Source organism: Clostridium felsineum DSM 794, from assembly GCF_002006355.2.
In the GTDB taxonomy this organism is placed as follows: domain Bacteria; phylum Bacillota; class Clostridia; order Clostridiales; family Clostridiaceae; genus Clostridium_S; species Clostridium_S felsineum.
Genome location: NZ_CP096980.1, coordinates 1,966,008 through 1,978,600, shown reverse-complemented (window position 1 = coordinate 1,978,600; position 12,593 = coordinate 1,966,008). Strand labels below are relative to the sequence as shown.

The 12,593-nt window shown below is 28.5% G+C and carries 14 protein-coding genes; 1 reads left to right on the top strand and 13 read right to left on the bottom strand.

Going from position 1 to position 12,593, the window contains the following annotated elements:
• Positions 1 to 199 precede the first annotated feature (199 nt).
• Entirely contained in the window at positions 200 to 2,383 is a 2,184-nt protein-coding gene (locus tag CLFE_RS09310; protein ID WP_077893794.1) for a CDC48 family AAA ATPase, read from the bottom strand.
• Between the two features lie 85 nt (positions 2,384 to 2,468).
• Positions 2,469 to 3,218, bottom strand: coding sequence for a hypothetical protein (locus tag CLFE_RS09305; protein ID WP_077893793.1), 750 nt, complete (start codon positions 3,216 to 3,218; stop codon positions 2,469 to 2,471).
• 110 nt (positions 3,219 to 3,328) lie between these two features.
• Between CLFE_RS09305 and CLFE_RS09300 the strand changes: the two genes are divergently transcribed.
• Positions 3,329 to 3,727 carry a tyrosine-type recombinase/integrase gene (locus CLFE_RS09300; protein WP_077893792.1) on the top strand — a complete coding sequence of 133 codons (399 nt, stop codon included), beginning with the start codon at positions 3,329 to 3,331 and terminating at the stop codon, positions 3,725 to 3,727.
• A gap of 188 nt (positions 3,728 to 3,915) precedes the next feature.
• On the opposite strand, the gene CLFE_RS09295 is transcribed toward CLFE_RS09300, so the two are convergent.
• The 11 genes from CLFE_RS09295 to CLFE_RS09245 all read right to left on the bottom strand — a co-directional run bounded on the left by CLFE_RS09295 (position 3,916) and on the right by CLFE_RS09245 (position 12,582).
• Positions 3,916 to 4,515: an ATPase gene (locus tag CLFE_RS09295; RefSeq protein ID WP_077893791.1), complete on the bottom strand. Its 600-nt coding sequence runs from the start codon at positions 4,513 to 4,515 to the stop codon at positions 3,916 to 3,918.
• Between the two features lies 1 nt (position 4,516).
• Entirely contained in the window at positions 4,517 to 4,681 is a 165-nt protein-coding gene (locus tag CLFE_RS09290; RefSeq protein WP_169850955.1) for a hypothetical protein, read from the bottom strand.
• Positions 4,682 to 5,818: 1,137 nt separating this feature from the next.
• Positions 5,819 to 7,129, bottom strand: a complete 1,311-nt coding sequence (locus tag CLFE_RS09285) for a helix-turn-helix domain-containing protein (RefSeq protein ID WP_077893790.1) — start codon at positions 7,127 to 7,129, stop codon at positions 5,819 to 5,821.
• Positions 7,130 to 7,841: 712 nt separating this feature from the next.
• The gene (locus tag CLFE_RS09280; RefSeq protein WP_139356178.1) at positions 7,842 to 8,348 is read right to left on the bottom strand and encodes a hypothetical protein; all 507 of its coding nucleotides are present in this window, start codon (positions 8,346 to 8,348) and stop codon (positions 7,842 to 7,844) included.
• A gap of 1 nt (position 8,349) precedes the next feature.
• Positions 8,350 to 9,633 (bottom strand): AAA family ATPase, encoded by a 1,284-nt coding sequence (locus CLFE_RS09275; protein WP_077893789.1) that lies wholly within the window; start codon positions 9,631 to 9,633, stop codon positions 8,350 to 8,352.
• 92 nt (positions 9,634 to 9,725) lie between these two features.
• On the bottom strand, positions 9,726 to 10,070 hold the full coding sequence (locus tag CLFE_RS09270; protein ID WP_077893788.1) for a hypothetical protein: 345 nt from the start codon (positions 10,068 to 10,070) through the stop codon (positions 9,726 to 9,728).
• A gap of 57 nt (positions 10,071 to 10,127) precedes the next feature.
• Positions 10,128 to 11,111 carry a GH25 family lysozyme gene (locus CLFE_RS09265; RefSeq protein ID WP_077893787.1) on the bottom strand — a complete coding sequence of 328 codons (984 nt, stop codon included), beginning with the start codon at positions 11,109 to 11,111 and terminating at the stop codon, positions 10,128 to 10,130.
• Between the two features lie 14 nt (positions 11,112 to 11,125).
• Positions 11,126 to 11,350 carry a BhlA/UviB family holin-like peptide gene (locus CLFE_RS09260; RefSeq protein ID WP_077893786.1) on the bottom strand — a complete coding sequence of 75 codons (225 nt, stop codon included), beginning with the start codon at positions 11,348 to 11,350 and terminating at the stop codon, positions 11,126 to 11,128.
• 9 nt (positions 11,351 to 11,359) lie between these two features.
• Entirely contained in the window at positions 11,360 to 11,512 is a 153-nt protein-coding gene (locus CLFE_RS09255) for an XkdX family protein (RefSeq protein ID WP_077893785.1), read from the bottom strand.
• The gene (locus CLFE_RS09250) at positions 11,499 to 12,026 is read right to left on the bottom strand and encodes a YomQ N-terminal domain-containing protein (protein WP_077893784.1); all 528 of its coding nucleotides are present in this window, start codon (positions 12,024 to 12,026) and stop codon (positions 11,499 to 11,501) included. The genes CLFE_RS09255 and CLFE_RS09250 overlap by 14 nt, the downstream gene beginning before the upstream one ends.
• A 16-nt stretch (positions 12,027 to 12,042) precedes the next feature.
• A complete protein-coding gene (locus tag CLFE_RS09245; RefSeq protein WP_242951641.1) occupies positions 12,043 to 12,582 on the bottom strand; it encodes a phage tail protein in 540 nt (179 codons plus the stop codon).
• Positions 12,583 to 12,593: the final 11 nt, after the last annotated feature.

Here is a 12,593-nt window from a genome sequence, read left to right as displayed (position 1 = left end):
GAAATACCACCTAAAATTTTACTGGTGAACCAATAAAAAAAGAACAAAAATAGTCACTTTAGCGACTGCATGAAGAAACATGCGATTGGCAGATTATTTAGAAGACTTTCAGCCCAGCAAGTAATAATAGCCCCTTATAGGTCAAAAGCAAGCCACCAGCTTAGCCAGTGGTCATGATTTGTGTTTATACAGTTAACATTCAAAGTTTTTTTTGTATGCTACTCAGTACAGCTTCAAAGTGAGATTTTTTTATTGAAAAATCAGTAAACTCATTTTCAGGATGGCTCTCTATTGATTCTTTAATTGCAAACATAGCTGTTCTATGACAGAGACTAGCTAAATCTGCTCCTGTCATCCCATTTGTTCTTTTGGCTAATTCATCTAGAGAAATATCAGGATCAAGATGCCGTGTTTTACAATATATATTTAAAATAGATAGGCGTGTATCATAATCTGGTATAGGTAATTCAATAATTAAATCAAAACGACCAGGTCTGAGTAATGCTCTATCTATTAGATCTGGACGATTAGTTGCAGCTAGAACTAATATACCTTGTAATTCATCTATATTATCCATTTCTAAAATAAACTGACCTACAATATGTTCATCAATATGTGATCCGCTGCCACCATTTCCTCGTGATGGAAGAATAGCATCAATTTCATCAAAGAAAATGATAGATGGTGCAGATTGCCGAGCTTTTTTAAATATTTCACGAATGCTTCGTTCAGATTCACCAACCCATTTTGAAAGAAGCTCTGGGCCTTTTACTGTTATAAAATTTATTTCACTTTCAGTTGCGAGTGCCCGAGCAACTAGGGTTTTCCCAGTTCCGGAAGATCCAGTTAATAAAATTCCTTTTGGTGGTTTTATTTTTGCTAATTTAAATCGCTCACTATATTTTAATGGTAATTCTATACATTCGTGTAGAGTATTTTTTACATTTTCAAGACCGCCCACATCTTCCCATTTAACTTCAGAAATTTCAGTAGAAACCTGACGAGTTGCAGAAAGTTCAAATTCATTTAATGCAATTTCAAAATGATTTAGTCCTATTTTAATGGATTCAATTTCTTGTTTCGAAAATTCATTATTAGAAAAATTAATTTTAGGCAAGAATTCTCTAATACAAACCATAGCCGCTTCACGACATAGTGCTGCAAGATCTGCACCTATAAAGCCATGAGTTACTTCAGCTATACTTTCAAGATTTATATCTTTGTCTAAAGGCATTGCTCGAGTATGAATTTTCAAAATTTCTAATCGTCCTATTTTATCAGGCGGATTAATTTCTATCTCTCTATCAAATCTACCTGGACGTCTAAGTGCAGTGTCAACATTATTAGGTAGATTAGTTGCACCTATTACAATAATACTACCACGGTTTTTAAGACCATCCATGAGAGTAAGAAGTTGTGCAACAACTCTTTTTTCCACATCTCCAAGAACTGTATCTCTATTTGGAGCTATAGCATCGATTTCATCAAAAAATATAATTGAAGGAGCATTTTCTTGGGCTTCCTCAAAAATTTTCCTTAGTTTTTCTTCAGATTCACCATAATGTTGTTGAATGATTTCAGGACCATTTACATTAATAAAATAAACACCTGATTCCTGAGCAACAGCACGTGCAATAAGCGTTTTTCCACAACCAGGAGGTCCATATAAAAGTAAGCCTTTAGGTGGATCTATACCAACTTGTTCAAATAACTTTGGATATACTAAAGGCAATTCAACCATTTCTTTAACTTTAGAAATTTCTTTACTTAATCCTCCAATATCATCATATGAAATGGTATTATTTTGTGGTTTTAAAATAGCACCTCCAATAATTGAAATTTGTGTTGATTGTGTAATTATTACGTTAGTATCAGGAATGGTTTCTAAAATTTTAAAAGTTAGAAAATGTCCAAAAAGATGAATACGGATTATATTGTCTTTGACTACAGGCATACCATCAACCAAACGTTGATACTTACGAATATCTTCACCTTGTTTTTGAGATGGTTCATTTTTAAATTTTTTTAGTAAATTAAATATATAATTTTTTTTCTCAGAACTTGTTTGAAATAAGATTTTTGTATCAGCAGAAGGTTCTAACGTAATACTTTGTGCATTGCTATATGAAGTTTTTGAAATTTCAACATACATATTTGTGGCAGATCCAATATTTTGTTTCATAATATTGTCAATTTGGATGGTACCTTCATTACAATCAGTTGAACTTAAAATTTTTGCAATAGTATTTCGAGTTGCTTTTAATTTAATAATATCACCATTATTGCACCCTAGATTAAACATATCTAATGGATGTACTTTTACAATCCCAAGACTATTTTCAGAATTTGTTTCTATTATTTGAAGTTCGCGGCTTTTATTCATATTAATACCATCCTTTATTTTGTGTATAAAATACGTCATGGATACAAATTTGAGAATTGTAGCATAGACATATTTTATTTGAATTTTAATTGTTATAATTTCGACTATTTGCTTGTCCTATACTTTGTGCAGATCTAACTTTAACTCTCTTAAGGTCTTTTGCCATGTAATAGCTAATAACACCAGTAAATAAACCATAAGAACCAAATGCGATATGAAAAGACCAGTAACCATTAAGTGCAAATATACCTTCTTTAAAATACGGAAGAAATGTTAAAGGCAAGAAAGAAAGTGCTGTAAAAAGTGCAAGATATCCTGCCCATCGAGGAATAATTGCTGGTTCTTTCTTATCAAGAAGTGTAAATAAGAAAATGGCTATTCCCTGAATAGTTGTAATCATATATGTCATATCATACGTATACCAACCTAAAAAATGAACCATCTTAATAATTTGTGGGTCAATTGTTCCAGCAAATTCTGCACACAAAACCCAACATACTGGACCGAAAGAAAGAACCCATGCTGTAAGTAGTCCTCCTGTAAGATTCAACAAAGATAAAATTGGCGTTTTTTCTCTTTTCCACATCTGTACGGTAAGTTGACAAGTCCATGTAAGATAAAACATACCAAAAAATGTTGACAATGATTGTCCTAAAAGAATATTATTTCGAAATGGAAGATAAAAATTATTTACCAATTCAGCTCCAGTAAATTTAGGATTTGGAGGTGGATAATTGTGTCCTAAGACAACCCATGACAAGCCATAAAAAATTACAAAAGCAAGACCAGACCAAGCACAACAGTGTTGAATACGATTAACTGTTTTTTCATTCATAAATAATGCCTCCTAAAATATTATAAGTTCGTACGTACGACCTAAATTTAAAATAACATACCAATTATTGTATGTCAAATAAATTTTAACTTTCGTATTAGAGGTATTGTATGAAAATATCTATTTTAGACTTATTAAATGATCTACACAATAAGCAGCTACAACATAAAATAGCTGCACAAGAATTTTATGCAGATAATATATTTGATGGGAAAAAATATGATTTAATTATGAAGTGGTGTTCAGGTAAATATATTCATCCTATGTTTTATACAAATAAAATAAGAAAAGTTTTAAAACTTGCAAAAATAAATAAGGCTATTAGGTTTCATGATTTAAGGCATACAAATGCAACATTATTATTGGAACAAGGTATTAATTTAAAAGTCATTCAAGAACGTCTTGGGCATAAAGACATTTCCACAACAGCAAATATCTATTCTCATGTAAATAAAACTATGCAAAAAGATTCTACTGAAAAACTATTTACCTTATTTAAAAATTATTAGTATGGCAAAATAAAAAACACTAAGCACGAAACCTAGTGTTGTAAGTGGACAACTAAACCTATAAACAGAGTTCTGTATTTGCTGCGCCTCATATTTTTATGTATCTTAATTTATCATATCATATCTTTAAAGCCTTACAACTTCTAGCTTTATAAGCATTTCTATATTTTACTTTATTCTAATTCATCTTAGTTTATTTTGTGCAATGTCGGAAGAATATCAGAAGATTTTAAAAACTTATCAAGCCAATTAGGTATTTTTCTATATTGCCATATTATTCTTCCTTTTTCAATTGACATAACTAACTTTAGCATTTCTGTATTATCATATATATCAATCTTATCACATACATTAAGTAAACTTTTTAAATTTAATAACGATTCAGTATATCTTCTCTCTATCGCTTCATTTGGAATTCCATGCCCGCCTTTACTAATACGTATTTTAACTCTCTCTTTAGCTATGTTTACGTTTTCAACACCTATATAGTTCATTGTAACATAAAAACCATTTTGCTTTGCTAACCTTATATTTTTAACTATACTCTTCCCAGATAATGTAGTCTCTTGATTAAATGATATTCCTTCTGAAATATACTTTTTTATTAATTTTATTGCTTCCCTTGCACATTTTATTTGAAGGTTATCATCCTTCCATGATCCAATTTTAGCAACCATTTCATCAGTATTTATTCTTTTTTCACTTTTATTTTCATTATAATATACAGATTTATATATGGACGTCTTTCCGGCTCCATTTACACCTGCGAATATAGTATAAATTTTCATATTACTTACCTATAACTTTCATTTGCTCTCTTTGAAGAATTATATTTGACAAATTAGCATAAAAATCTTTTTCTTCTTTCGTTTTCGCATTTTGAAATAATTTCATCATATCCTTATACGAATAACTCATAAAAATATCGTACAAACTCTTTTCTTTATGCTCCATATAACATTCCTCCTGATAAAAGTTATTATTTACGTCTCTATTATAACATATTCAATAGCATTTTAATATTTTATATAAGTTTTCATAAATCCAATTTAAAATTATTGCGGAAGAATATCGGCAAAATAAAAAACACTAAGCACGAAACCTAGTGTTTTCAATGGACGACTAAACCTGTAAGCCGAGTTCTGTATTAAAAATTAATTATAAAAATATATGTTCTCAAATACAAATAAAGGTCTTGTAATCATTGGTATTACTTGGCTTACAGGTTTATTATAAAAATACAATTAAATTATGTAAAAATGAAGTTTTTATTTTTAGTATGGCAAGAGTATGGCAAATTGTTTTTTGCCATACTCTTGGTTTTTCTCATTTGAATAACTTGTATTTATGCTACAACTCCCACTCAATCTTTATATTTTAATAAGAGGTATCAACCCTTGATACTTCTTGTTTTTATTACATATATTACACTATAAATATTAGATTTTAAATGATTTATAAAAATATAAGTACGTTTTTAGTACGCTTGAAATATATTTAAATCTTACATCAAATAAATACAATATTAATCGAGTAACTGATTACGAATTGTTTAAATTATAGATTTTATAGCTTTTTAAAAATTTAATTTTATGTTTTTTATAATTTTAACAGGAAAAGTGCCAACAATATAATTGCCACTGTATGCTATTAACATACTAGTAGTTTTTGGGGTATAATATTGAATTAAGATTTGTTTGTGAGTGTCAAAGGATAAATATATTAACCCAATTAATTCTCAATACCGTTTCAGAAGGTTAGGACGGACACTCACAACGTAATTTATTATATTACTGTAATTATTGTAAGTAAATACAAAACAAATATAAAACTTAATATTAATATTTTTACAGTAAATCTTATATATGACTTATAATAGACACCTCTGTAAATCAGGCAACCTACGACTATCTAATAGTAAATAGAAAAAATACCGGTATCCAAACCAGTACTTTCATTTAAATTAATATTTACTACCAACCCAAACCGGGATAACTAGCTAATACAGAAATGTGCGTAACAGATAAATATCCTATAACTACTAATGAGCAACATGCCAAAAATAATAATTTTTTCACTTTCAATTTCATATTAACCAACCTTCCTTTCCTTGCAATATTCACAAAGTTCACTAATTGATTTAATATCATTTAATCTATTATAATATTGTATTATATTAAATATCAAACTATGATTATATCTATCATAGGAGTTCCCAAGTTGTTCAATTAGTGTAATAAATTCTTCTTTAAGATTTACTTCACTAATACAGGTATTTATCTGGGAAAGTTCATCAAGAATACTCTTTGTGAAACTATAATATTGGAATGACTTTGATAACTTTAAAGCTATTGTCAGGTATTTAACACTATTATCATTATCAGCTAACATATGATAACTTTTACCTAGTTCACAGTATATTTGTGGTAAAGCCTCAAAATTATTAGAGAGATTAGAAAGATTATTTACAACTGTATCTATATAATTATTAGCAAAATCCATTTTACCCATACCTATATACACCTGTGCCATGTTATTATAATAAACACATAAATTGTTGAAATCATCTTTTGAAGTAATTTTAAGTAATTCATTATAAACATGAATAGCTTCTGCATAACGTCTTAACTCTTGTAGACTTGAAGCTTTTAATAACAATAATTTGCTATACCTGTCTTTATAGATTTCTTTTATTACATCTTCAAATCCATTAAGTACATTTAACGATTTCTCATATTCACCAAGATAATTATAGTATAAGCTCATATTAAAAGTAAATATACACTTGTAACTATCTTCCATGTCAACAAATCTTCCAAGTGCATATTGACAAATACGTATTCCTTCTTCAAAATTACCAGTATAAGTGTAGGTTGTTGATAGTTTACGAAAAATAGAAATTACTCTTTTCATATCCGTTTGACAACCAATTAAATACTTTACATTTTCATAGTATATATAAGACTTAAGATAATCATTCTTGCTTGAGTAATAGTCTCCAGCAATCTCACATACCTCAATCTTTAAATCTCCAAATTCCCATTTAGACAGTAAATCCTCTATTTTTTCAAGTAAATTACTAAAACGACTACCTTTATATACACTTACTTCCTTAAGTTCTTTTATATATGCTCTGATTACCTTTTTAGCTTGGGATTCTTCTGTTTCTAAAAGATACTCTACATTTATACCTTCATCTAGGGTTGTCCCTCTTTTTTCTAATATATCTTTTGTATTTCTAATTATTAATTCTGCTGTACTTCTTGTCAAGTTTGCTTTTCCATGTTCTATCTGACTAATTAAATTACGTGTGAGTTCTGTCCCTACGATATCATCTTGATTTAATTTATATTCACTTCTTAATTGCTTTATTTTCTCTCCAATTGTTAAAATTCTAGTCATAATAGTTTTATCACTTCCTCAATATACGGTAATAAAATTTTTTTACTATAGTATAGCATTTTTACAATAATATGTAAAGTATTGTATGCAATGTATATACGCATCTAGTTACCCATAACTTAAAAATAATGCAGAATAATATTCCAAAAACACTAAGCACGAAAACTAGTGTTTTTTAATAGATAATTAATTTTATAAGTTAAGTTTTGTATTAAAAATTGATTATAAAAAATATATATCTTCAAACATAAATAAAAATCTTATAGTCATAGATATTATTTATCTTGCATATTTGTCAATAAAATCCAATCCGGACAAAAATAAGATTTTTATTTAGTATTTCAAATTATTTTTTGCATACTTTTGATTTAAGTATTTATTTTTATTCTTTATATTTTTACTTTGTCAAATTAAATTTATATTATCACATCTATCAAAACGTTCTATAAAAATTATCATGAAGTGGTCTCATTATTCTGTACAAATACTATTTTATTATCAATTCCTTTAAAATTTGCTTTTAAAAAAACATATAGAAGATTGACTTAATTACATTCACTATATGAGAAATTTTATATGACTATTATAATTTTAAAAAACATATATATAATATAAATTTCTTGATTATTCTAACTATTAAATGTATATTATATATTTAAATTGATATAATATATAAATGATTTGTATTAGTTGGCTGTTACCTAATACAAATCTAAACAGCCAGTTTTCTTATAAAATCATGAAAATAATATAGTGTTTTATTTTTTCTAACACCTTCTTCTAAATCAAAATTTTCTAATATCTCAATCATAAAACTTAATCTTGAAGAATATTTCTTAGGGATTATATTATTAAACTTTTCTTTAGTAATATTATCTGTATTTGAGAAATATTTTATTTTCATTTTTTTTGAATTTTCTTTATTTAATCCCGCTAAATACCAGCTCTCTATTTCAGCTATACTAACTATAATTTTATCCTCATCACAATTTGAAAAAGTCTTTAATATTAATTTCTTTTTTTCACTTAAATTAACTGAATCTATATCACATGTAAAAATATAATCCATATAATCTATTTTCTTTATGCTTTTTATGTAATTATTAATTTTTTCTTTTTTCTCCGTAGCATATGGGATAATTTTAACTTTATTCTTAAAATACCATTTGTAGAATCTTTCATCATCTGGTCCCTCTACAAAAATTATCATATCATTCATATTACTCCTCCAATATTCCTTTAACAAATAAATCATCTATACCTAATTCAGAATCCAAAAATATTTTCACTTTCTCATCATTTACAGGTTTGCTAATTGATGTAAAACCATTTTCTTTTCTTTTTGCAAACAGTAATGAATCCAGTTCAGCATTCTTCACAAACTCTGAGTTATGTGTTGTAATAATTATCTGTTTATTAATAGACTTATCTTTCGCTAATTCAATTATTTTCCTCATTAATTGTGGATGAAGATTTCTTTCTGGTTCTTCAATAATTATAATACCTGTATCCTTTTGAAAATATAAAGCAATTGTTAATGCTAATATGTTAACAGTTCCATCAGACAGGAAATTCGAATAAAAATTCTTACTATTAAAATTCTCTTTGATTTTATATGAAACTGATTTATCAATATTATTTTCTACCGAAATGTCCTCAATAAAAGGTAAACAATCACTTAACAAATTCATAAGCAATTTTTTATCTTTTTTATTTCTCAGTACTATTTGTAAAATACTAGCTAAATTAGAACCATCCTCTTTTAACTTTCTTATAGTAGTTAGTGAACTGGACTGTTTCATTAGCTTAGGTTCAAAGTCATATATTCTAATAAAATCATCCTCCATAAACATTGGTGGCATCATAAATGCTAGTTTATTGATAATTAGCTCTTTTTTTGTTTTATACTCTTCATTAATAACATTACAAATAAAACTAGCACCTAAACCCTTTTCTAGCTTTTTGTCTTCATAATTACTTTGATTACTAACATTAAGTTTAACTCTATTACCTACTTTTTCATATATTACTTCATAACTTTTATCTGTAAGATTATAATAAAATTCATCCTCTTTTACTTTTTTAGAATCAATCTCCACACATTTGTATCCAATTTTCACTTTATCCTTACTAATTTTAAATCCCATTCCTCTTTTATTACAGCAAATTTCAAATTCACACCTTACATAACATAATTGTAATAAATGACCTGTTTTTTCATTTATATTCCTTATCCACTTTTCATCACTTAAATCTAATTCAAATTTTATATATATAGGAGTATATCTCCCTATTGAAGCATTAACAGCATAGTTAATTCCACCCATAAGTGCAAATGCATTTTCCAAGCCATAATTTATAATATTATTAATAAATCTAAAAATTTCAATTGTATTTGATTTTCCTGCTGCATTTGCTCCTATCAAAATATTTAACTTTTCAAAATCAATAACTTGATCATCAAAACTCCTAAAGTTTTTTACATGTATATATTTAATCCTCATCTTTTCCTCCCAACTAATCACCTATATAAAATATTATATATATATTACTATATCATATAAATGGAACCATTGTATTTTTTTACTTAAATTTATTAAACTTCTAAAACTGTAGCTTTTATCATGTTGTATATTTCTTCATCTGTAAATTTCGTTTTACCTCTAATCATCTCAAGCACCTTACTATGCTTCAAAACGCCATCCCAATTAAACTCTTTTCCTAACTGCTCAACTGTAGCCACAGCCTGTTTTATTATAGCAACATCCTTATTGTATTGTTCAATTCCCATACTTTGCTTTAATGCTTCTTTCTGCTTTTCTATAAGCTCCTTTTTACTATCTAAATATCCCTTTAACTGTCTCCTTGAAACCTCCAAAATAGTTCCTATAACAGCAACTAACAACGGTATTAATATTTGATTTATAACTAATTCTTTCATTTCTCATTCCTCCAAAATTTCATTCTAAATAAAAAAAGACCATAGTTTCCTATGATCCTAACAATTTTCATCTAATAATTTACTCCAAGTACCAGCTCCCACAACTCCATCTGCTGCAAGTCCATGCTGTGCCTGCCAGTTTTGCACATTTACTTTTGTACCATTACCAAACACACCATCAACCTTTCCACCAACTCTATACTGAATATATCTAGTAGCATATTCATAATGTGGGTATGGAACTCCATCAACTGGCTTACTAAATATTTCACCAACTGCACATATTGTTTTTTGCCCCCAAATTCCATCCTGCACAAGTCCCATAGCTCCTTGAAATTCCTTTATAGCTAATATAGTACATTCTCCTTCTATGCCATCAACTGTAAGTCCTTTCTTTAAAATAGTGTTAAGCTGTTGTTGTATTATTTTTATGGTATCACTTTCACTATGAACCTCAACAGTGTTACATACTCCTGCTTTTCCTATTAATATTCCTTCCCCAAATTCATTTAAATCTACATCTCCATTAATACCATTTAAAGAACCACTTTCGCTATGTTGAAAGCCTACATATTCCCTTGATATATTAGGTCTATCAACTCCATATTCAGCCACCCACAAAGGTATATTCCTAATACTTTCATTTAAATTATTTTTATAAAAGTTTGTATAAGTATAGATGCATGTATCAATGCCTTTCGCCTTTAAGTGGTCTGCAAACTGTCTTACATTAGAACTTATTTTGTCATTGCCTTGTCCAAATGTAACTTCAACATCTATAGCACACTTACAATCTAGCTCTAAACCTGAAATAGCATTTAAGAAATGCTCCGCTTCGATTGCTGGATCATTGGCTCTTAAAAAGTGATAAAATCCAACTTTAAGTCCTGCTGCCTTTGCTCTATCATAAAAAATTTTATAGGTTGAATCTGTATAAGTTATACCTTCCGTTGCCTTAATATAAACCACTTCAACTCCACTATTTTTTATTGCGTTAAAATCCACTGTTCCATTACCTGAATATATATCAATACCTTTCATCTTAAAAAATCCTCCTATTTAAAAATCTTGTTTTTCACATCTTCAATATCTTTTTTTATGCCATTTAGCAAATCAAATTTTTCTGTAAGTTTATCTATAATATTTTGATAATTTCTTTCTCTTTCTTCTGATTTCTTATCTCTTTTTTCCTGCTCTTTGAGTATATAAAAAAGCAACACTACAAAAAGTGCTGCCCATATACCTTGATTAACTGCTAATCTAAATATTCCATTTTCCATAGTACACCCCTATTGAGTATTTGAAGTATATTCTTGTCCTGTAATTTCTTTAAACTCACTTTGGTTTATTACACTCCATTTGCAAGCCTCTTGAACTTGATTTATTGTAAAAAATCCTAGTGAGTAAAATACATCATAAAAATCAAAATTATTGCTGTGCATTATTATCTGCCCCCTCTATTTTTAAATTTAAATTATTTACTGTTTGTGCTAAAGTTTTAATCATTTTGTCCTGCTGTGCACATAATACAGTTAATTCATTTAGTTGTGTAAGCATTACCACATTAGAACTCTGTTGCTTTTTAATTTTATCAAGTTCCGAATCGCTTAAGCCTTCTATCCACTTTTCACCATTCCATTTAGGTTTATACAAGTTTACATCTGGAACATCTGCTAATATTAATGTGAAGCTTGGACTTTCACCTATTGAAAAATTATATTCACTAATAAAAAATCCGTTTGTATCTATTTTACAAGCGGACTTATTTCTATAATCTTCTTTAATTATCCAATTCCCCTTCTCAAAAACTGCTGCTTGATTTTCTGAAACACTTGGCGGTTTTATATTTGTTGCAAATGCTGGTATATGGAACACACCAGGTTCTCTTGGACTTTCGTCTGCTGTGCTTGTACCTAAAAATTCAAATGTTTCTCTACTATAATTATATATTTCCATATCTTAAAACCTCCTTTTAACAATATCTAATACATGCTAAAAAAGCTGTATTCTTTGGTCTTGTTTCTGTACTATCTATTCGATTATTAGTTGTATCCCAGCCGGTGTATGTTACATCATCCGGAACACTTTCGCCGGAGGTATATTTTAAACCATTTCCATTCTCGTATGTCCTCGTTGTAAATTTTAATGTTTGTGTATGCCTATGGTTTGCCATTGTATCATCTTGATGACTTCCTAAAACTCTTCCTGAATCAACACCTCTGTTATCATCTAAGCAGCGTATAAAATCACCTCGAACATCAGGAACATTGAAGGTTGAAGAGCCATCACCAGCTCCATAATAAGTGCCTATGGCTGAAAACAATTCCGGATATGCTGCACGTGATATGGCAGCACCATTGCATTTTAAATAACCTTGAGGTGGTGTACTTTGTGCAAAATATTCAATCTTTCCTGAAACTCCTTTAACCATGCTTTCTTCTGTCTCAAAGTGAATAATGTCATAGTCTGTTCCATTATCCACTTTATAAATTGCCTTTTTTATTTGTGCCAAATTAAAGCCTC

Coding starts and splice junctions, on each gene's coding strand:
- CLFE_RS09295 (WP_077893791.1), bottom strand. CDS start 4,515: ATGAAAATTTATACTATATTCGCAGGTGTAAATGGAGCCGGAAAGACG.
- CLFE_RS09300 (WP_077893792.1), top strand. CDS start 3,329: ATGAAAATATCTATTTTAGACTTATTAAATGATCTACACAATAAGCAG.
- CLFE_RS09250 (WP_077893784.1), bottom strand. CDS start 12,026: ATGGAAATATATAATTATAGTAGAGAAACATTTGAATTTTTAGGTACA.
- CLFE_RS09280 (WP_139356178.1), bottom strand. CDS start 8,348: ATGAATGATATGATAATTTTTGTAGAGGGACCAGATGATGAAAGATTC.
- CLFE_RS09265 (WP_077893787.1), bottom strand. CDS start 11,111: ATGAAAGGTATTGATATATATTCAGGTAATGGAACAGTGGATTTTAAC.
- CLFE_RS09275 (WP_077893789.1), bottom strand. CDS start 9,633: ATGAGGATTAAATATATACATGTAAAAAACTTTAGGAGTTTTGATGAT.
- CLFE_RS09290 (WP_169850955.1), bottom strand. CDS start 4,681: ATGGAGCATAAAGAAAAGAGTTTGTACGATATTTTTATGAGTTATTCG.
- CLFE_RS09255 (WP_077893785.1), bottom strand. CDS start 11,512: ATGCACAGCAATAATTTTGATTTTTATGATGTATTTTACTCACTAGGA.
- CLFE_RS09285 (WP_077893790.1), bottom strand. CDS start 7,129: ATGACTAGAATTTTAACAATTGGAGAGAAAATAAAGCAATTAAGAAGT.
- CLFE_RS09270 (WP_077893788.1), bottom strand. CDS start 10,070: ATGAAAGAATTAGTTATAAATCAAATATTAATACCGTTGTTAGTTGCT.
- CLFE_RS09310 (WP_077893794.1), bottom strand. CDS start 2,383: ATGAATAAAAGCCGCGAACTTCAAATAATAGAAACAAATTCTGAAAAT.
- CLFE_RS09260 (WP_077893786.1), bottom strand. CDS start 11,350: ATGGAAAATGGAATATTTAGATTAGCAGTTAATCAAGGTATATGGGCA.
- CLFE_RS09305 (WP_077893793.1), bottom strand. CDS start 3,218: ATGAATGAAAAAACAGTTAATCGTATTCAACACTGTTGTGCTTGGTCT.